Below are 19,329 nucleotides of genomic sequence, written 5' to 3'. Positions count from 1 at the left end.
CGCTCACCGGGTGAAGTCCAGCACCACCTTGATGTCGTCGCCGGTGGGGGTGTACGCCTGCGCGTACTCCGCCACCGGCACCCGGCGGGTGATCAGCGCGTTCAACCAGGACTGGTCGGCGCGGGCCAGCGCCGTGGCGGCCAGGTCCCAGTGCCGCCGGTTGGCGTTGACCGAGCCGAACACCACGTTGTTCTCCAGCACCAGCTCCCGGTTGAGCGCCCCGGCGTCGAAGTCGAGGGTCCGGCCGCCGCTGGACACGCCGGTGAGACAGACGATGCCGATCGGCCCGGCCTTGCACATCGCGTCGAGCACGACCGCCGGCGCGCCGGTGCACTCCACCACCACGTCCGGCACGAGGTCGAGTCCGCCCACCGGCCCCGTGTGGTACGTCGCGCCGAGCGCCCGGACCAGGTCCGGCTTCGGCCCGGTCTCGGCGCGGTCCAGCACGTGCACGGCGAACCCGCGCTGGGTGGCCAGCAGCGCCGCCAACAGGCCGATCGGCCCGGCCCCGGTGACCAGCGCGGTCTGCGGCTGCCACTCGGCGCGGGCCCCGATGCGCTCGATGTGGTCCCACGCCTTCGCCACCACGCTGGTCGGCTCCAGCAGCATCCCCACCGGGGCGAGGACGGGGTCCAGCCCGACGGCGAAGCGCGGCTGCACCCGCCACCGGTCCCGGGCGAAGCCGGGCAGCCCCTTGATGCCGTGCTCCGTGTACTCGCCGTTGCGGCACATGTCCCACTCGCCGACCGCGCAGTTGGCGCAGGGCACCGGGTCCGGGTGCCGGACGATGCCGACCACCAGGTCGCCGGGGTGCAGGGTGCCGCTCGGGTCCTCCACCACCCGGCCCAGCGACTCGTGCCCGAGCACCAGGGCGGCCGCGCCGGGCGGGGCCTCGCCGTAGGCGCCCTCGACGATCTCGTGGTCGGTGCCGCAGATCCCCACGGCCAGCGCCTCGACGAGGATCGCCCCCTCCTCGGCGTGCGGCTCCGGGTAGTCGTCCACCAGGCGCAGCGAGTCGCGGACTCCGGGGCTGACGGTCACGGCGCGCACGACCCCATCCTTCACCGCCGGGCGCGCCGCCGCTCGGCGAATCCGGCATCCGGCCCGCCGTCCGCCCGGCAGAACCGGCATCCGGGCCGCCCCGGGGGACCGGCGTCGGTCATAGGATCAGCGGCATGACTCCCGAAGAGGTCGGCCAGCGGCTGGTCGCGCTGATCGCGCCCGTCGAGGCCACCGCGTCGGTGTCCGGCGGCCAGGCGTACGCGCGGGCCACCGTCGACGTACCCCCGGCGAGCTGGCGGGACGCGCTGCGCGCGGCCCGCGACGACGCCGACCTGGGCTGCGACTTCTTCGACTGGCTCTCCGCCGTCGACCAGCTCGCCGACGGCTGCGAGGTAGTCGCCCACCTGTGGTCGACGGGGCGTCGGCACGGCCTGCTGCTGCGCACCCGGGTGCCGTGGGACGCGCCCCGGGTGGACTCGGTCGTCGACCTCTACCCCGGCGCGGCCTGGCACGAGCGGGAGACGTTCGAGATGTTCGGCGTCGACTTCCCCGGGCACGGCGAGCTGCGTCCGCTGCTGCTGCCGCCCGAGTTCGAGGGGCACCCGTTGCGCAAGGAGTTCGTGCTCGCCTCGCGGGTGGCGAAGCCGTGGCCGGGCGCGAAGGAGCCGGGCGAGTCGACGGCGGCCGGTGGTCGCCGCGCGGTGCGCCCGCCGGGGGTGCCCGCCCCGGGCGAGTGGGGGCCGACGTCGCCACCGGCCGCCGGGCCGCCCGCCGGCGCGACGCGGGGCGAGGGCGCGACGCGGGGCGGGGGCGCGACCCGGGGCGAGGGCGCGACGCGGGGCGACGGGGGCGCGGCCTGATGCCTGACTGGTTGGAGGCCGTGCTGCGGGTGGTCGGCGTGCTGGTCGCCTTCCTCACGCTGCCGCTCGTCGTCGGGCAGGCCGAGCACAAGGTGATGGCGCACATGCAGGGCCGGCTCGGCCCGATGTACGCGGGCGGCTTCCACGGCTGGGCGCAGCTCGTCGCCGACGGGGTCAAGTTCGTGCAGAAGGAGGACGTGACCCCCCGCGAGGCGGACCGGGCGGTGTTCCGGCTGGCCCCCGTGGTGGCCCTGGTGCCCTACCTGCTCGCCCTGCTGGTGATCCCGCTCGGGCCCGGCGACCTGGTGGGCCAGCCGCTGGACATCGGCCTGTTCTTCGTCCTGGCCGTGGTCGGGGTGGGCGTGGTGGCGGTGCTGATGTCGGCGTGGGCGTCGGCCAACAAGTACAGCCTGCTCGGCGGGCTGCGCGGGGCCGCCCAGCTGCTCGGCTACGAGCTGCCGCTGGTGCTGGCCGCCGCGTCGGTGGCGATGGCGGCCGGCACGCTGAGCCTGCCCGGGATCGTCGAGGCGTGGCGGCCCTGGTGGCTGCTCTGGCAGGCCCCCGCGATGATCGTCTTCTTCGTGGCCGGGCTGGCCGAGATCCGGCGGCCCCCGTTCGACATGCCGGTCGCCGACTCGGAGCTGGTCTTCGGCTACCTGACGGAGTACACGGGGCTGCGCTTCGCGTTCTTCCTGCTCGCCGAGTACGTCGGCATCGTGGTGATCGCCGCGCTGACCACCGTGCTCTTCCTCGGCGGCTGGCAGGGCCCGTTCGCCGACGCGCAGCTCGGCTGGCTGTGGACGCTGCTGAAGGTCTTCGCCGTCTCGTTCGTGATCATCTGGCTGCGGGTGTCGTACCCCCGGCTGCGCGAGGACCAGCTCCAGCGGCTGTGCTGGCTGGTGCTGGTGCCGGCCTCCCTCGCCCAGCTAGTCCTCACGGCCACCGTCCGCGTCTGGATGTAAGGAAGGGCCCCCTGTTAACGCATTCTGTTGTACAAGGGGCCCTTCCTAACCAGCCGGCACGCCCGGTGACGCGGCGTGCGGCGGGGCCGCCGGTGGTTACGGGGCGGCGTAGAGCAGGCGGTTCGGCGAGCCGGGTCCCGGGTCGATCACCACGCCGGTGGTGGCGGCGGCGATCAGCGCGCTCTTGGCCTGCGCGAGGGTGGCCGTCGGGAACTGCTGCCGGTAGCGCGCCATCCAGCCCGTGACGTGCGGCGCGGCCATCGAGGTGCCCGACCAGCCGGACGCGACGGCCGTGTTCGAGGCGATGCCGGCGGAGGTGATGTTCACGCCGGGGGCGAAGACGTCGACGCAGGTGCCGTAGCTGGAGAACGAGGCCCGGGTGTCCGTGACGTCGGTCGCGGCGACGGTGACGCCCCGGGACGACCGGGGGCCGTTGGTGCAGGCGTCGGTGTTGAAGTTGTTGGCGATGAAGACGGTGTGCACGCCCGAGTCGATCAGGTTCTCGGCCGCGGTGTTGGGGGTGGTGCCGTACCCCTGGAGGCTGAAGTTCGCCACCGACACTGGGTCGTGGTGGGTGGCGATCCAGTCCATGCCCTCGATCAGGTCCGTCGTCCAGCCGGAGTTGTCGCACTGGAGGACCCGCACGGCCTTGATGGTGACGGACTTGGCCACCCCGTACGTCGCGCCGCCGACGGTGCCGGCGACGTGCGTGCCGTGGCCGTGGCAGTCGTTGGTGCCGTTGCCGTCGCCGACCGCGTCGTAGACGCCGCTGGCCCGGCCGCCGAAGTCGACGTGGCTGGCCCGGATGCCCGAGTCGACCACGTAGACGGTGACGCCGGACCCGGTCGACGTGTAGCCGAAGCTGTTGTTCAGCGGCAGGTAGTGCTGGTCGATGCGGTCCAGCCCCCAGGACGGCGGGTTCGACTGGACGGCAGACGCCGAGAAGTCGTCGGCGCCGCCGCCGTAGATGCGGCTGTCCCGTTCGACGTACGCGACGGCGGGGTCGGCCCGCACGGCGGCGAGGGCCGCCGGGGAGAGCTGGGCGGCGTACCCGTCGAGAACGTGGGTGTAGCGGTTGAGCACGGTGCCGCCGGCGCGCTCGGCGACGGCGGCGGCCCGGCTCGTGCGGGCGGTGCGCGTGGCGCGGTCGGTGCCGGCGGGCGGGTCGGCGAGCACCACGATGTACCGGTCCGGCGCGGCCTCCGGTCCGCCCGGGCGCAGCGGGGCGGGCGCGGGACGCCCGGGCTCCGCCGCGCCGGGGGCGGCCGACGCGGGTACGGCGAGGGTGGTGACGAGCGCTCCGGTGATCACGCCGGCCAGCACGCCGAGGCGTGCCGTTCTGCGACCTGGCTTCCGCAAGGCTGATCTCCTCAACTGTGGACGGCCTGCGCCGAACACCGGCGAAAAGCCGGCGGCGCAGGCCACTCAAGTCGATCAGCCTGAATTGAAGCGAGTGTTAACTAATGAAGAGCATCGATGTGATTTCAGCCCAGCGGGGTGTGCGCCGGGTCGACCCGCTCGGCGGGCGGCGGGGGCGGCGGCGGGGTGCCGTCGCCGAAGGGCCGGCCGCCGAGGGCCTCCCGGCCGTGCGGGGTGAGCCAGTTCGCCAGGTCCGGGCCGAGCGGGACGACCCCGGTCGGGTTGATGTCCCGGTGCACCTCGTAGTAGTGCCGCTTGATGTGGTCGAAGTCGATCGTGTCGCCGAACCCGGGGGTGGTGAACAGGTCCCGGGCGTACGCCCACAGCACCGGCATCTCCGACAGCTTGCTCCGGTTGCACTTGAAGTGGCCGTGGTAGACCGGGTCGAAGCGGACCAGCGTCGTGAACAGCCGCACGTCGGCCTCGGTGATCGTGTCGCCGACCAGGTACCGCTGCCCCGACAGCCGCTCGGTCAGCCAGTCGAGCCGGTCGAACAGCCGCCGGTACGCCGCCTCGTACGCCCCCTGGCTGCCGGCGAAGCCGCACCGGTACACGCCGTTGTTGACGTCGGCGAAGACCACGGCGTTGACCTCGTCGATCTGGTCGCGCAGCCGGGCCGGGTACAGCTCGGGCGCGCCCTCGCGGTGGTACGCCGTCCACTCCGTCGACAGGTCCAGGCTCATCTGGGCGTAGTCGTTGGTGACCACCTGCCCCGTCGGCACGTCCACCATCGCCGGCACGGTGATCCCCCGCTCGTAGCCGGGGAACCGCTTGAAGTACGCCTCCTGGAGGCGCTCGATGCCGAGCACCGGGTCCCGCCCGCCCGGGTCGAGGTCGAACGTCCAGCTCCGGGCGTCGTGCGTCGGCCCGGCCACCGCCATCGAGATGGCGTCCTCCAGGCCGAGCAGCCGGCGCACGATGATCAGCCGGTTGGCCCAGGGGCAGGCGCGGCTGACCGCCAGCCGGTAGCGACCGGGCTCGACCGGCCAGCCGTCCCGCCCGTCGGCGGTGATCCGGGTGGCGATGTACCGCTGGTCCCGGGTGAACTCCCCACCGGGCTCCACGTACTTCCCGCCGGGCTCCGCGCCGCTCGCGCCGGGCTCCACGCCCTTGTCGCCGGTCGTCGCGCCTGCCTCGTCGCCCACGTCGCCCCCTGCCGTCCGCCTCGCCGTCTCCGTCCGTCCCATCTTGACCGATCCGCCGCCCCGGGGCCCGCCGAGCCCCGATCGCCACGTTCCGGGCCCGCCGAGAGCGCCGCACCCCGCGTCGTACGGGAGGGCCGGCTGGCTAGGCTGCCCCGGTGAGCGACAGGGAGGCGGCGGCCCGGCGCTTCGTCGCCGACGTGTGGAACGCCGGGCGCGAGGAGTCGGTGTACGAGCTGGTGGCGGCGGGCTGCCCCGGGTTGGGCGGGACGGGCCCGGAGGCGGTCCTGGCCTGGCACCGCGAGCGGCGGGCGGCCTTCCCCGACCTGCGCTACAAGCTCGTGGACGTGGTGGCCGCCGACGACCGGGTGGCCCTGCGCTGGCGGGCCGCCGGCACCCAGGCCGGCCCGTTCGGGCCGGTGCCGCCCACCGGGCGGGTGGCGAGCTTCTCGGGGGCGACGTTCCTGCGCTTCGACCCGGCGGGGCGGATCGTCGACGTGTGGCACGCCACCGAGCTGTTCCAGCTCCTCCAGCAGCTCGGCGTCGAGATGCTCCCGCCGCTCACCGGCCCCTGACCCCGCTTCGGCACGCCGCCGCCCCGCCGGGCGGGACCGCTCACAGGTGCCGGGGCGTGATCCGGGCGATCGACAGGTTCACCGGGAACGGCTCGCCGGTGTCGACGAACTTCGTCCAGCGGCCGGTCTCCGTGTAGACCTCGTCGACTGGGTCGATCCGGTGGGTGTGGACGACCAACTCGCCGTCGCCGGTCTCGATCCGCCAGTAGAACGGGATGCCGGCCTGCGCGTAGAGGGCCGGCTTGAGCACCCGGTCGATCGAGCGGGTGCTCGGGGAGACGACCTCGACGGCCAGCACCACCTCGTGCGGCGCGTACCGCGACGGCGAGCGCCGGGCGGCCTCCGCCGTGGTGACCAGCACGTCCGGGATGAAGCAGCGGGTCCGGTTGATCCGCACCTCGACGCCCTGGGTCACGTCGTACTCGTCGGGGCACTCTTCTTCGAGCGCGACGCCGAGCCGCATGGCGATGGTCTGGTGGATGCGGGTGGGGGAGGGGGACAAGAGCAACACTCCGTCGAGCAGTTCGCGGCGGCGACCGTCCTCGGGCATCCCGTCGAGGTCGTCGGTCGTCCACCCGCCCTCGGGCGGGAAGTCGCTCTGCAACGCGGCGGTCATGGGACAGGTCCTTCCCGGCGTGTCGTTCTCCCCGCCGTCACCGTACCGCGCGAAGGGCCGGGTGGTGGTCGCGCGCGCCGGGGGCACAGGGCAGGATGGGCGGCATGGGCGAGACGAACGAGCGGGGCGTGCCCGGCGAGGGGCTGGCGAAGGGGCTGGCGGTCACGCTGCGCACGATGACCCGCCGCTCGACCACCCAGCAATATCCGGACGTCGCCCCCGAGCTGCCGCCCCGGTCGCGGGGCGTGATCGCGCTGCTGGCCGAGAACTGCACCGTCTGCATGCTCTGCGCCCGCGAGTGCCCCGACTGGTGCATCTACATCGACTCGCACAAGGAGGAGGTGGCGGTGCCCGGCGCCGCCCGCCCCCGGCAGCGCAACGTGCTCGACCGGTTCGACATCGACTTCTCGCTCTGCATGTACTGCGGCATCTGCGTCGAGGTCTGCCCCTTCGACGCGCTCTACTGGTCGCCCGAGTTCGAGTACGCCGAGTACGACATCAAGGACCTGCTGCACGACAAGGACCACCTCGGCGAGTGGATGGCCACCGTCCCGCCGCCGCCCGCGCACGACCGCAACGGCGAGCCGGCGAAGGAGGAGGCCACCGCCGCGCGCAAGGCCGCCGCCCCGGCCGGGTCCTCCGCCCGGCCGACCCCCGCCCGGGTACGCCCCGAGCCCGGCCCCGCCGCCCGCCCGGCCTCCGCCCCGGCCGCCCCGGCCCCCGGCCCCGCCGCGACGGAGGGCCCCGCCGCCCACCCGGGCACCGCCCCGAAGGACGGTCCCGCCGCCCCGGCGGACGGCACCCCCACCGACCCGGGTGCCGCCCCGTGACCGGTGCGGACGCGCTGCTGCTGGCCCTCGGCGCGGTGGCGGTCGGCGCGGGGGCGCTGGTGGTGACGACCCGCCACCTGGTCCGCGCCGGCCTCTACCTGGTGGTCTGCCTGGGCGCGCTGGCCGGCGTCTACCTGGTGCTCGCCGCCGAGCTGGTGGCCTGGGTGCAGGTGCTGATCTACGTGGGCGCCGTGGTGGTGCTGCTGCTGTTCGCGGTGATGCTGACCCGCGCCCCGATCGGCGCGTCCGACGACCTGGACCGGCCGGGCTGGCCGGCGGCCCTGATCGGTGGCGGCGTCGGCCTCGGGCTGGCCGCCCTGCTGGTCGACGCCTACCGCTGGACCCGGGTGGACCTGCCCGCGCCGGGCACCGCCGAGCGGCTCGGCGAGCAGGTGTTCCGCACCTGGGTGCTGCCGTTCGAGGTGCTGTCGGTGCTGCTGCTGTCCGCCCTGGTGGGCGCGGTCGTGCTGTCCCGCCCCGACGTCGGCCGCCGCCCGGCCGACGGCCGGGCCCCCGCAGGGGCGGGCAACCAGGACCGCGCGGGAGGCCGCCCGTGAGGCCCGTCGTCCCGTACGTCACCGCCGCGCTCCTGTTCGGCCTCGGCACCTACGGCGTGCTGCGCCGCCGCAACGCGGTGCTCGTGCTGATGGCGGTGGAGCTGATGCTCAACGCCGTCAACCTGATCCTGGTCACCGCCGACGCGACGGTCCGGGCGGCGCTGCCGCACGCGGGGCAGGTGTTCGCGCTGTTCGTGATCGTGCTGGCCGCCGCCGAGATCGGCGTGGGGCTGGCCATCGTGCTCCAGCTCTACCGGCTGCGGGCCAGCGTCGCCGTCGACGAGGTGCCGCTGACGGAGCCGCCGGCCGAGCCGCCGGCCGGGTCCCCGGCCGAACACGCGGGGCGGGCCACGACCACCGGCGAGGTGACCCGGTGACCGGGCTGCTCGGCGCGCTGCTGCCGGCCGTACCCCTGGTGGCGGGTCTGGTGGGGTTGCTGCTGCCGCCCGTGTCGCGCGGCGGGGGCGCGCGGGCCGGGGCGGACCCGGCCCGCCGGGCCGCCGTCGGGCTCGGCGTGGCGGGCGCGGCCGGCGCGCTGCTGGTCGCGGTCGCGCTGCTGGCCCGGGTCGGCGCGCCCGTGGAGACGTCGACCACCTGGGTCGACCTGGGCGGCCTGCGGGTCACCCTCGGTGTCCGGCTCGACGGCGCGGCGGCCCTGGTCGCCGTCGCGGTGGCGGCGGTGGCGCTGGCCGTGCAGGTCTACTCGGTCGGCTACCTGCGGGCGGGCCCGCACGACGACGCGGGCGTCGACGTCGACCACCGCTACCCGCCGTACGCGGCGCAGATCAGCCTCTTCACCGCCGCGATGCTGCTGGTGGTCGTCGCCGGTGACCTGGTCATGCTGCTGGTCGGCTGGGAGGTGATGGGCCTCTGCTCCTACCTGCTCATCGCCCACGACCGCCGGCTGCCCGGCGCGCCGGCCGCCGCGATGAAGGCGTTCCTGGTCACCCGCGTGGGTGACGTCGGCTTCCTGCTCGGCATCGCCCTGCTCGGCGTCTCGGCGGGCAGCTTCCGCATCGCCGACGTGCTCGCCCACGACCACTCCGCCGGCACGCTCACCGCCGCCTGCCTGCTGCTGCTCGCCGGGGTGGCCGGCAAGAGCGCGCAGTTCCCGCTGCACACCTGGCTGCCCGACGCGATGGCCGGCCCGACCCCGGTCTCCGCGTTGATCCACGCCGCCACCATGGTCGCGGCCGGGGTCTACGCGGTCACCCGCCTCTTCCCGCTGTTCGAGCGGGCCCCGGTGGCGCTGGCGGTGCTCGGGGTGCTGGCCTCGGTGACCCTGCTGCTCGGCGCGCTCGCCGCGACCGCCCAGGACGACCTGAAGCGGGTGCTGGCCTGGTCGACGGTCTCCCAGCTCGGCTACATGACGGGCGCGCTCGCCGTGGGTGCCCCGGCTGCTGCGCTGTTCCACCTGCTCACCCACGCCGCGTTCAAGGCGCTGCTGTTCCTGGCCGCCGGCGCGGTGATCCACACCCTCGGCACCCCGCTGCTGTCCCGCATGGGCGGCCTGCGCTCGACGATGCCGGTGACGTTCTGGTGCACGGCGGTGGGCCTCGGCGCGCTGGCCGGCGTCCCCCCGCTGGCCGGCTTCTGGAGCAAGGACGGCGTGCTCGCCGCCGCCCAGGCCGCCGCGCTCGACTCCGCCGGCCCGGCCCCCGCCTGGGTGGGCTGGCTGGTGTGGCTCGCCGGGCTGGCCGGCGTCGCCGTCACCGCCTGGTACGCCACCCGGCTGCTGCTGCGCGCGTTCCTCGGCGCGGCCCGCCCGCCGCTGCCGCAGCACGACCGGCCGATCTCGCTGCACCCGCACGACCCGCCGGCCGTGCTGCGGGTGCCGCTGCTGCTGCTCGCGGTGCCGGCCGCGCTGCTCGGGCTCGCCGCGTTCTGGCCGGCGTTCACCGGCCGGCTCGGCGCGGCCGAGGGGGAGTGGACCCACGTCGGCCCGGCGCTGCTGCTGCCGCTGGCGCTGCTGGTCGCCGGGGCCGTCCTCGCCTGGGCCGGCTGGCGGCGGGACACCGCCGCCGACCCGGCCCGCGCCCTCGGCCCGCTGGGGCCGGTGTTCGCGGCGGGCTTCCGGCTCGACGACGTGCAGCACGCCCTCGTCGTACGCCCGGTGACGGCCCTCGCCCGGTTCGCCCGCGCCGCCGACGAGCGGGTGGTCGACGGCGCGGTGGAGGGCACCGGCCGGGGCGCGACCGGCCTCGGCGGGGCGCTGGCCGGGCTGCACCGGGCCGCGCTGCCCCGGGCGGCGGCCGGGGTGCTCGCCGGGGCGCTGCTGATCGGCCTGGCCGCCGTGCTGATCGGGGGTGCGGCGTGACCGTGGACCGGGGAGCCCGCGTGCGGGCGATCGGGGGAGCCGGATGAGCCTCGGACAGGTCCTGCTCGTCGCGGCGCTGGCCGTCCCGGCCGTCGGCGCGGCAGTGGTCGCGCTGCTGCCCGGCGACCGGGCGGCCCGCGTCGTCGGCACGGTGGCGGCCGGGCTGACCCTGCTGGCCACCCTGCCCCTGGCCACCGGCGACCGGAGCTGGACGGCCTACGGGGCCGCCCCGGCGGTGCGCCCCTGGCACCGGCTCGACCTGCCCTGGGTGCCCGCCCTCGACCTGCGCTTCCACCTGGGCGTGGACGGCATCTCCTACCCGCTGGTCGTGCTGACCGCGCTGCTCACGCTGCTCTGCTGCGCGTACACCCTGTGGAAGGTGCCCGACGGCGGCGGCAGCGGCCGGGCCCTCGTCGCGCTGCTGCTGGTCGTCGAGGTCGGCATCCTCGGCACCTTCCTCGCCCTCGACCTGGTCCTGTTCTTCGTGTTCTTCGAGGTCGTCCTCCTGCCGATGTACGCGATCATCGCTGGCTGGGGCGGGGCCGACCGGCGGCGGGCGGCGGCCAAGTTCGCCCTCTACACGCTGCTCGGCTCGGTGCTGCTGCTCGTCGGCGTCTACGTCGTGGTGGCCGCCGCCGGCACCGCCGACCTCCTCGCGCTCACCGGCGGCACGGGGCTGTCGCGGGGCACCCAGCTCGCCGCGTTCACCCTGCTCGGGCTCGCGTTCGCGGTGAAGAGCCCGCTGTGGCCGCTGCACTCCTGGCTGCCCGACGCGCACACCCAGGCGCCCACCGTCGGCAGCGTGATCCTCGCCGGGGTGCTGCTCAAGATGGGCACGTACGGGCTGATCCGCGTCGCCGTCGGGGTGGCCCCGGAGGGGGCCCGCTGGGCGGCCCCGGTGCTCGGGGTGCTCGCCGTCGCCGCCATCATCGTCGGCTCGCTGGTCTGCCTCGCGCAGAGCGAGCTGAAGCGGCTCATCGCCTACTCCAGCGTCGGCCACATGGGGTTCGTGCTGCTGGGGGTGGCCACGCTCACCGCCACCGGCCTCCAGGCCGCGCTGATCGGCAACGTCGCGCACGGGGTGATCACCGGCCTGCTGTTCTTCCTCGCCGGAGCGATCAAGGACCGCGCGCACTCCGGGGCCCTGGCCGAGCTGTCCGGGCTGCGGGAGACCGCGCCCCGCCTCGCCGGCCTGCTCGGCTTCGCCGCCGTCGCCTCGCTGGGGCTGCCCGGCCTCGCCGGCTTCTGGGGCGAGGCGTTCGCCGTGGTCGCCGCTGTCGGGCGGGGCGGCCCGCTGTGGACCACCCTCGGCGTGCTCGCCGCCGTCGGCGGGGCGCTGACCGCCGCGTACCTGCTGCGGCTGCTGCGCCGGGTCACCCACGGCCCGGCCAGCCCGGCGGTCGGCCGGATCGGCCCGGGCCTCGCCGCCGCCGAGTGGACGGCCTGGGCCCCGCTGGTGCTGCTCGCCCTCGCCGTCGGCCTCGCCCCCACGCTGGTCCTCGGCGTCGCCGCCGACCCAGTGGCGGCCCTCGTGGGGGTGCTCCGGTGAGCGCGAGGAGTGCAGCGCAGCGGAGCCCCGCAGTCGCGAACGAAAGTGGGCGCCGGTGAGTCTGGTGCAGAGCGTCGACAACGTGGCGCTGCTCCCGGCCTACCTGGCCGCCGGCACCGCCGTCCTGGTGCTGCTGGCCGACCTGCTGGTGGCCCGCGCCGCCGCGACGGTCGCCGTGGCCGCCGCCGGGGCGGTCGCCACCGCGCTGGGCAGCGCGGTCGTCGGCGCGGGCGGGCAGCGGTCCACCTTCTGCGTCGCCGCCGACTGCTCGTACGTCTTCGGTGGCCGGGCCGCCCTCGTCGGGGCCCTGTTCGCGCTGCTCACCCTCGGGGTGCTGGCCCTGTCCGGCCCGGCGCTGCGCGCCGGTCGGTCGCCCGTCGGCGAATACTGCTTCCTGCTGGCCTGCTCGATGACCGGCGGCGTGGTGCTCGGCGCGGCCGGCGACCTGATCACCCTGGTCGTGGCGCTGGAGACGCTGACACTCCCGCTGTACGTGCTCGTCGGCCTGCGCCGGGGCAGCCTCGCCTCCGCCGAGGCGGCGGTCACGTTCTTCGTGGTGAGCGTGGTCGCCACCACCGTCACGCTGCTCGGCGCGGCCCTGCTCTTCGCGGTCACCGGCGGCCTGCACCTCGACCGGGTCGGCGCGCTGCTCGCCGGGCGGCCCGACCTGCTGGACGTGCCGCTGACCACGGCGGCGGTGGCGCTGCTGCTGCTCGGGCTGGCGTTCAAGGTGGCCGCCGTGCCGTTCCACGCCTGGGCCCCGGCCACCTACGACGGCGCGCCGCTGCCCGTGGCCGCCTACCTGTCGACCGCGTCGAAGCTGGGCGGGGTGGTGGCCCTGCTCGCGGTGGTGCAGCGGGCGCTGCCCGCCGAGGTGACCGGCCCGGTGCTGGCCGGGCTCGCCGTGCTCACCATGACCGTGGGCAACCTGGTGGCGCTGCGTCAGCGCCGCACCGTGCGGCTGCTCGCCTGGTCGTCGGTGGCCCAGGCCGGCTACATCCTCGCTCCGCTGGGTGCACTCGCACTGGCCGCCGGGCGCACCGCCGACGCCCGCGCCGCCGCGTACGCCGCCGCCGTGGCGTACGCCGTGTTCTTCGTGGTCCTGGAGCTGGCCGCCTTCGCGGCGCTGGTGGCCCTGCGCCCGGCCGGCGCCGACGGCGGCAGCCTCGCCGATCTGCGCGGCGCGGCCCGGCGGCGGCCCTGGGTGGCCGGGGCGTTCGCGCTGGCCCTGGTCGGGCTGGCCGGGCTCCCGCCGGGGCTGGCCGGCCTGTTCGCCAAGGTGACCGTGGTCCGGGCGCTGCTGGACGGCGGCGCGGGCTGGCTGGCGCTGGTGGTGGCGGTCAACGCGGTGATCGGCCTGGCCTACTACCTCCGCCTCGCCGCCACCCTCTACGCCCCGCCCGCCGAGGCCGATCCGGCCGCCGAGGCTGGGGGCACCGCCGGCGCCCGGCCGGCCTGGGCGGTGCTCGGCACCCTCGCCGTGGCCACCCTGGTCGCCCTGGCCGTCGGCGTCGCCCCGCAGCTCGTGCTGGACCTCACCGCCCGCTGAGCGGCCCCTGAGCGGTCGCCGGGCCACCGCCCCACCTCAGTGTTTCCGCAGGTCGATCCCAGGCAACTCACAGCGTTGAGACGGATGGTTGGCGGGTACCGAGGTGTTGTACCGGTCAGCGGATCCCGCGCGGTCCGCGCACCGAAGGAGCGATCGTGCATCACAACCGTCTGAAGACCGCAGCGCTGCTCGGCCTGCTGACCTCGCTGATCCTCGCGGTCGGCTACTGGTTCGGTGGCAGCGGCGGGCTCGTCCTCGCCGTCGTCGTCTCGTTGGTGATGAACGGCGTGACCTACTTCTACTCCGACAAGCTCGCCCTGCGCTCGATGCGGGCGCAACCGGTCAGCGAGGCACAGTTCCCCGAGCTGTACCGGATGGTCCGCGAGCTGGCCACCGAGGCGCGCCAGCCGATGCCCCGCCTCTACGTCAGCCCCACCTCCCAGCCCAACGCGTTCGCCACGGGCCGCAACCCGGCCAACGCGGCGGTCTGCGTGACGCAGGGGATCACCGAGATCCTCGACTACCGGGAGCTGCGGGGCGTGATCGGGCACGAGCTGTCGCACGTCTACAACCGGGACATCCTCATCTCCAGCGTCGCCGCCGGCCTCGCCGGCATCATCACCATGCTGGCCAACATCGCCTGGTTCATCCCGCTCGGCGGTGGTGACGACGAGGACGCCCCCAACCCGGTCGTGCTGCTGCTCACCCTGATCCTCGGCCCGCTCGCGGCCACCGTGATCCAGCTCGCGATCAGCCGCAGCCGCGAGTTCCAGGCCGACGAGTCGGGGGCCCGGCTCACCCGGGACCCGCTGGCCCTGGCCAGCGCCCTGCGGAAGATCCACCTGGGCACCCAGGCCCGGCCGCTGCCGGCCCAGGGGCAGCTCACCAGCACCGCCCACCTGATGATCGACAACCCGTTCAAGCGGGGCGGCGGCATCGCCGCGCTCTTCTCCACCCACCCCCGGATGGAGGAGCGGGTGGCCCGGCTGGAGCGGATGGCCGCCAGCGCCGGCCCCGTGCAGTTCCAGCGCTGACCCGTCCCGATCCCGCCCGCGCCCGGTCCGACCGGGCGCGGGCGTTTCGTCTGGTACGCGGCGAGACGCGCACCATAACCAGTTCACGGCTGCCGGGCTGCGGCGTTAGGGTCGGAACGTTTCCGGCTCGTTACAAGCTCTCGTTGCACCTTTCTCGTTGCACCCCCTGGAGGTTCCCGTGGCCGCACTGCGCCAGTACCTCGGCGTATGGCGGATCCCCGGCGCGCCGATGCTGCTCGTCCTCGGCGTCATCGGCCGGCTCGGGATCGGCATGACGCCGCTGGCGCTGCTGCTCGTCGTGCAACAGGTCACCGGGCGCTACTCGCTCGCCGCCGTCGCCGGTGGCATCTACGCCCTCGCCGGTGCCGCGCTCAGCCCCGTCGCCGGCCGCGTCGCCGACCGGGTCGGCCCCACCCCCGTGCTGCTGGCCACCGCCGTCGCCCACCCCCTCGCCCTCGGCGGGCTGCTCTGGGCCAGCCGCGCCGACGGGGCCAGCATCGCCCTGATCTACCTCGCCGCCGGGGTGGCCGGTGCCACGTATCCGCCGCTGACCGCCGCGCTGCGCGGCGCCTGGAACGACCTCACCAGCCCCGCCACCGGCCGGTACCACCTGCGCAACACCGCCCTCGGCGCGGAGACCGCGCTCCTCGAAGTCGTCTTCGTGCTCGGCCCGCTGCTCGTGGCCGCCTTCGTCCTCATCGCCGACGCGGCAGCCGCCCTGGTCGGCGCGGCCGTGGTCACCCTCGTCGGCACCGTCGCCGTGGCGCTCGGCCGGGTCATGCGCGGCTGGCGACCCCACCCGAAGGAGAACCACGCCCGGGGGCTCGGCCCGCTGCGCGTCGGCGGCTTCCCCGCCCTGCTGCTCTGCATCGCCGGCCTCGGCATCGCGTTCGGGGCCGCCGGAGTCATCGTCCCGGCGTTCGCCGGCAACCAGCCCACCGACGACCCGGAGAGCCTGGCCGGCGTCCTGCTCGCCGTCTGGGGCCTCGGCAGCGCCGCCGCCGGCTTCTGGTTCGGCGTCCGCAAGCCCGCGGCCAACATGACCCGCCAGTTCGCCTGGCTGCTCGCCGCCGTCGCCGCCACCTTCGCCGTGTACGCGGTGATGCCCGGCCCGCTCGCCCTCGGCATCGCGCTGGTCGTCGGCGGGGCCGCCATCGCACCCGCGCTCACCCTGGAGAACACCCTCGTCGGGCGGATCGCCCCGGCCGGCATGCTGAACGAGGCGTACACCTGGGCGGTGACCATCATGGTCGCGTCCAGCGCCGCCGGCGGCGCGGTGGCCGGGCTGATCATCGACCACGCGGGCGGCGTGCCGTGGGCGTTTGTCTTCGCCGGGTCGGCCGTCGCCGTCGGGGCCGCCGTCGCCGCGCTGCCCGCCGGCCCCATCGCCCGCGCGGAGGCCACGGCGGTACGCGTCGAACAGACCCTCGCCGCCTGAGCGTTCTGCTCGCCCGGTGCGTGGGGGCTGTGGTCAGCCGTTGCGTGGCGCGTACATGATGACGGCGACCCCGACCAGGCAGATGGCCGCGCCGACGACGTCGTAACGGTCGGGCCGGAACCTGTCGACGACCATGCCCCACGCGAGCGACCCGGCGACGAACACCCCGCCGTACGCGGCGAGGATGCGGCCGAAGTTCGCGTCGGGCTGGAACGTGGCGACGAAGCCGTAGAGCCCCAGCGCGACCACGCCGCCCGCGATCCAGAGCAGCCCCCGGTGCTCCCGCCAGCCCTGCCACACCAGCCAGGCCCCGCCGATCTCGGCGAGGGCGGCGAGCAGGAACAGCAGGACCGAGCGGGCGACCGTCATGCGTCAGACCGTAGCCCTGTGATCCCTCGGCAGCGGTAGTTGGTGTGGAGTTGCCGGACGGTCGTGGGGGTAGGGGTGGGTGTGCGATCCGGTGCACCGCCTACTCAGGCAGAGCCGAGCGGGCCAGGGCCGACAAGGTCGTTCGTCCTGTAGGGCGCTCCACCTTGTCGCCTCGGCCTCCTCCCCGGTCGTGGGGGCCGGCGGTGGACGGGATGGCGGGGGGCACGGTGCGCGGTGCGCGGTGCGCGCGGCGAGTCAGCGGTACCTTGTCACCAGTAAGCGGGCGGCACGGGCGGAGAGATCTTGGTCGGGCAAGTGAATGAAATCGGCGTTGTTGATCTTTAGCGGCCCAGGTCAGGAAGTCTGTTCCCCGCGCACGCGGGGGTGATCCCTGGATCCCGCGCGCCTGCGCTCTCTCGACGGCCTGTTCCCCGCGCACGCGGGGGTGATCCCTAGCACGAATCCGGTACCGGTGAACACGATGTCTGTTCCCCGCGCACGCGGGGGTGATCCCCGCTTGGTCTACCGCGTCGTCGGCGTCTGCGCCTGTTCCCCGCGCACGCGGGGGTGATCCCACGGTGTCGACGGGCACCCACGCGGTGCTCGACTGTTCCCCGCGCACGCGGGGGTGATCCCGGTCCCTCCACCACCACCAGGTGCGGCTTCACCTGTTCCCCGCGCACGCGGGGGTGATCCGATCGACCCGTACCCCTGCACGAGGCCGGGCACCTGTTCCCCGCGCACGCGGGGGTGATCCCGAGGTAGTGCCGGGTGATGGCGGGGTCAGGGACTGTTCCCCGTGCACGCGGGGGTGATCCTGGGTAAGCGCGTTCAGGGTTGGGAGTGGCGTGCTGTTCCCCGCGCACGCGGGGGTGATCCCTGTACGGGAGTTCGTACAGCAGGGCGAGGGAACTGTTCCCCGCGCACGTGGGTGCTCCCGCCCGGTAGCGGAGCCAGGCCGTCAAAGGCCGGAGAAGGGCGACCAACGACGACCAAAGCCGCCTAGGTTCGCCCAGCTCACACGGTGCGGCTCGCTGCCCAACTAGGAGCCTGACCGGGCCCTTAGCGGTAGTTGGTGAACTGGAGCGCGATGCCGAAGTCCTCGCTCTTGAGCAGGGCGATGACGGCCTGGAGTTCGTCCTTCTTCTTGCCGGTGACCCGGAGCTGGTCGCCCTGGATCTGGGCCTGGATGCCCTTCGGGCCCTCGTCGCGGATCTTCTTGCTGATCGCCTTGGCCTTGTCCGAGTCGATGCCCTGGACCACCTTGGCCTCGATCCTGAAGACCTTGCCCGAGGCGCGCGGGTCGCCCGCGTCCAGGGCCTTCAGCGAGACGTTCCGCTTGACCAGCTTCTCCTTGAAGACGTCCAGGGCGGCCAGGACCCGCTCCTCGGTCTCCGCCTGGAGCCTGATCGCCTCGTCGCCCGTCCAGGAGATCTCCGCGCCGGTGCCCCGGAAGTCGAACCGCGACGCGAGCTCCTTCTCCGCCTGGCGGAGGGCGTTGTCGACCTCCTGCCGGTCGACCTTGCTCACGATGTCGAACGACGGGTTCGCTGCCATGCTGATGCTCCTGCTGTCCGGCGGTGGTCAGTGCACGTACGCGCCGCCAACCAGCGGCACGACCCCCTGACGGTACCCGGTTGCGCTCGCCCCGGGAGCAACCGCTATCCTTGGCTCCGCTGCCACGCCACGGCGCGGCGGCGACGCCCTGGCGGGTTGCCCGAGCGGCCAATGGGAGCGGACTGTAAATCCGTCGCGAAAGCTACAGAGGTTCGAATCCTCTACCCGCCACCAGGTGCAGTCACGGCCCCTGAACAGCAGGAATGCTGATCGGGGGCCGTTCTCGTTGATCTGGCCGAGTCCGGCTTAGTCCAGCCGTCTATAAGCCTCCACGGGAACATCACGGGAACGCTGATCTTGGCTCCGGGTCGCCCCATTCGTGGGTTCAGGTGAGCTTGCCCAGACCGGCGTTACCGCCCGATGATCCGGATCTCGCTAGCCCTGTACGTCTCCACTCGGCCGGCCGCTCTGGTGATCACCACCGTGCCAATGCCGTTGTACGTCACTGAGTCGTCTGGGCCGATGGTGATGTCGACCACAGTGATCCGTCCGCCCCGGGCAGTCGGTGAACCGTCCACATCGTCAGGCGACGCCGCGTCCACGCACCAGCAGCGCTGTGCAGGGGCTACTCACTCGTCTCCGCATCGGATGTCGGCGGCCTCGCCAGCGTTGTCGTAAACGATGTCGCACGTCAGGTGCGGGACGTACTTGGCCTTGTAGCTGATCTCCGAGCGTTCCCAGGCGTCCCACAGATCCCGGTCGTAGATACCTCGCCGGATGTCCCGCTGCCTGGCCCTCTCCCGAGCGATCTCCATCGGCGCATCGACCCAGATCCGGTGGTGGTAGTACTGCCGCAGCTCGGGGTGGTAGGCGGACACGCCCTCCACGATGAGATACCGGACCGCCGGCACCTTCACCCACCTACCCGGCCCGCCGTCGCTGTCGGTCAGAGTCCGATACGCCGTGAGCTCACCACGCCGGGCCGGCTCAAGCACCCGACGCGCGAGTTCCCCGCGGTCGAAGTCGGTCTTGTCCTCGTTGCTGACCACGCCGTGGATCAGGAAATCGTCCAGGTGCACCAGATGGGAACTGCCCAGCGACTGACCAAGCCGCCGAGCGAAGACGGTCTTGCCGGCACCGCCGAACCCTTCCACGCCGACCAGCGTCGGCCGATCTGACCGCCCGCCCTGGCCAATCAGGGCCGCGATCTGCGCCATCTCCAGCCCCAACACAGGACCCACAAGCTGCCGCTCATGCTTCCCCGCCGTCACCTCAGCCGCCACCGCCCCTTCCACCAGGTATGGCACGTTGGCCGCACGCTTCCAGGGCCAGTATCGACCCCGAAACCCTCGATTGGCCATCCACCATCCCCGCCGGAGGTCGCTCGCCGCCTGGGCCACAGCGTGGCCGTGCTCCTGCGGGTCTATTCAAACGGCATCGACGGGGGAGAGGACGGGGTGAACGACCGGATCGGTAACGCGCTCGGATGAGGTGTTCCGCTGCGGGAGCATGACGGGAACTTCGGGCGTCCGGGGCTCATGATCGACACGAAG

Annotated in this window: 18 protein-coding genes, 1 tRNA gene and 1 CRISPR repeat array; of the genes, 12 read left to right on the top strand and 7 right to left on the bottom strand. The window is 74.1% G+C overall.

The features are described 5' to 3' along the window. Positions 1–3: 3 nt before the first annotated feature. Positions 4–1,050: a glucose 1-dehydrogenase gene (locus O7628_RS08570; RefSeq protein ID WP_278129441.1), complete on the bottom strand. Its 1,047-nt coding sequence runs from the start codon at positions 1,048–1,050 to the stop codon at positions 4–6. Between the two features lie 125 nt (positions 1,051–1,175). Between O7628_RS08570 and O7628_RS08565 the strand changes: the two genes are divergently transcribed. Both O7628_RS08565 and O7628_RS08560 read left to right on the top strand, forming a co-directional pair. Continuing rightward, the gene (locus tag O7628_RS08565; RefSeq protein WP_278129440.1) at positions 1,176–1,862 is read left to right on the top strand and encodes an NADH-quinone oxidoreductase subunit C; all 687 of its coding nucleotides are present in this window, start codon (positions 1,176–1,178) and stop codon (positions 1,860–1,862) included. Further along, on the top strand, positions 1,862–2,824 hold the full coding sequence (locus O7628_RS08560) for a complex I subunit 1 family protein (RefSeq protein WP_178066463.1): 963 nt from the start codon (positions 1,862–1,864) through the stop codon (positions 2,822–2,824). The genes O7628_RS08565 and O7628_RS08560 overlap by 1 nt, the downstream gene beginning before the upstream one ends. A gap of 96 nt (positions 2,825–2,920) precedes the next feature. On the opposite strand, the gene O7628_RS08555 is transcribed toward O7628_RS08560, so the two are convergent. Continuing rightward, positions 2,921–4,183 carry a S8 family peptidase gene (locus tag O7628_RS08555; RefSeq protein WP_278129439.1) on the bottom strand — a complete coding sequence of 421 codons (1,263 nt, stop codon included), beginning with the start codon at positions 4,181–4,183 and terminating at the stop codon, positions 2,921–2,923. Positions 4,184–4,308: 125 nt separating this feature from the next. Further along, positions 4,309–5,349 (bottom strand): glutathione S-transferase C-terminal domain-containing protein, encoded by a 1,041-nt coding sequence (locus O7628_RS08550; protein WP_278136259.1) that lies wholly within the window; start codon positions 5,347–5,349, stop codon positions 4,309–4,311. Between the two features lie 194 nt (positions 5,350–5,543). On the opposite strand from O7628_RS08550, the gene O7628_RS08545 reads away from it, so the two are divergent. Continuing rightward, on the top strand, positions 5,544–5,960 hold the full coding sequence (locus O7628_RS08545) for an ester cyclase (RefSeq protein WP_278129438.1): 417 nt from the start codon (positions 5,544–5,546) through the stop codon (positions 5,958–5,960). Positions 5,961–6,000: 40 nt separating this feature from the next. On the opposite strand, the gene O7628_RS08540 is transcribed toward O7628_RS08545, so the two are convergent. Continuing rightward, positions 6,001–6,576, bottom strand: a complete 576-nt coding sequence (locus O7628_RS08540) for a Uma2 family endonuclease (RefSeq protein ID WP_278129437.1) — start codon at positions 6,574–6,576, stop codon at positions 6,001–6,003. A gap of 104 nt (positions 6,577–6,680) precedes the next feature. Here O7628_RS08540 and O7628_RS08535 point away from each other — a divergent pair, with 104 nt between their 5' ends. The 8 genes from O7628_RS08535 to O7628_RS08500 all read left to right on the top strand — a co-directional run bounded on the left by O7628_RS08535 (position 6,681) and on the right by O7628_RS08500 (position 15,850). Continuing rightward, on the top strand, positions 6,681–7,406 hold the full coding sequence (locus O7628_RS08535; RefSeq protein WP_278129436.1) for an NADH-quinone oxidoreductase subunit I: 726 nt from the start codon (positions 6,681–6,683) through the stop codon (positions 7,404–7,406). Further along, positions 7,403–7,963 carry an NADH-quinone oxidoreductase subunit J gene (locus O7628_RS08530; protein ID WP_278129435.1) on the top strand — a complete coding sequence of 187 codons (561 nt, stop codon included), beginning with the start codon at positions 7,403–7,405 and terminating at the stop codon, positions 7,961–7,963. Before O7628_RS08535 ends, O7628_RS08530 begins: the two co-directional genes overlap by 4 nt. Then, positions 7,960–8,340, top strand: a complete 381-nt coding sequence (nuoK, locus tag O7628_RS08525; RefSeq protein WP_278129434.1) for an NADH-quinone oxidoreductase subunit NuoK — start codon at positions 7,960–7,962, stop codon at positions 8,338–8,340. Before O7628_RS08530 ends, nuoK begins: the two co-directional genes overlap by 4 nt. Continuing rightward, on the top strand, positions 8,337–10,280 hold the full coding sequence (locus O7628_RS08520) for an NADH-quinone oxidoreductase subunit L (RefSeq protein WP_278129433.1): 1,944 nt from the start codon (positions 8,337–8,339) through the stop codon (positions 10,278–10,280). The genes nuoK and O7628_RS08520 overlap by 4 nt, the downstream gene beginning before the upstream one ends. Before the next feature lie 43 nt (positions 10,281–10,323). Beyond that, positions 10,324–11,829, top strand: coding sequence for an NADH-quinone oxidoreductase subunit M (locus O7628_RS08515; protein WP_278129432.1), 1,506 nt, complete (start codon positions 10,324–10,326; stop codon positions 11,827–11,829). 55 nt (positions 11,830–11,884) lie between these two features. After that, a complete protein-coding gene (locus O7628_RS08510; protein WP_278129431.1) occupies positions 11,885–13,378 on the top strand; it encodes a proton-conducting transporter membrane subunit in 1,494 nt (497 codons plus the stop codon). A gap of 155 nt (positions 13,379–13,533) precedes the next feature. Further along, on the top strand, positions 13,534–14,412 hold the full coding sequence (htpX, locus tag O7628_RS08505) for a zinc metalloprotease HtpX (protein ID WP_178066456.1): 879 nt from the start codon (positions 13,534–13,536) through the stop codon (positions 14,410–14,412). A gap of 178 nt (positions 14,413–14,590) precedes the next feature. After that, positions 14,591–15,850, top strand: coding sequence for an MFS transporter (locus tag O7628_RS08500; RefSeq protein WP_278129430.1), 1,260 nt, complete (start codon positions 14,591–14,593; stop codon positions 15,848–15,850). A gap of 33 nt (positions 15,851–15,883) precedes the next feature. On the opposite strand, the gene O7628_RS08495 is transcribed toward O7628_RS08500, so the two are convergent. Further along, the gene (locus O7628_RS08495; RefSeq protein WP_278129429.1) at positions 15,884–16,219 is read right to left on the bottom strand and encodes a YnfA family protein; all 336 of its coding nucleotides are present in this window, start codon (positions 16,217–16,219) and stop codon (positions 15,884–15,886) included. Between the two features lie 363 nt (positions 16,220–16,582). Next, positions 16,583–17,160: a CRISPR direct-repeat array (repeat unit 28 nt; unit sequence CTGTTCCCCGCGCACGCGGGGGTGATCC). A gap of 121 nt (positions 17,161–17,281) precedes the next feature. Then, positions 17,282–17,776 carry a YajQ family cyclic di-GMP-binding protein gene (locus O7628_RS08490; RefSeq protein ID WP_074472499.1) on the bottom strand — a complete coding sequence of 165 codons (495 nt, stop codon included), beginning with the start codon at positions 17,774–17,776 and terminating at the stop codon, positions 17,282–17,284. Between the two features lie 150 nt (positions 17,777–17,926). Between O7628_RS08490 and O7628_RS08485 the strand changes: the two genes are divergently transcribed. Beyond that, positions 17,927–18,010: transfer RNA gene (locus O7628_RS08485), tRNA-Tyr, on the top strand. 395 nt (positions 18,011–18,405) lie between these two features. On the opposite strand, the gene O7628_RS08480 is transcribed toward O7628_RS08485, so the two are convergent. Next, positions 18,406–19,083 carry a hypothetical protein gene (locus O7628_RS08480; protein WP_278129428.1) on the bottom strand — a complete coding sequence of 226 codons (678 nt, stop codon included), beginning with the start codon at positions 19,081–19,083 and terminating at the stop codon, positions 18,406–18,408. Positions 19,084–19,329: the final 246 nt, after the last annotated feature.

It is taken from the genome of Micromonospora sp. WMMD956, from assembly GCF_029626125.1.
In the GTDB taxonomy this organism is placed as follows: domain Bacteria; phylum Actinomycetota; class Actinomycetes; order Mycobacteriales; family Micromonosporaceae; genus Micromonospora; species Micromonospora carbonacea.
The sequence above is the reverse complement of the archived record's forward strand: the minus strand, read 5'-3'. Positions and strand labels throughout refer to the sequence as shown.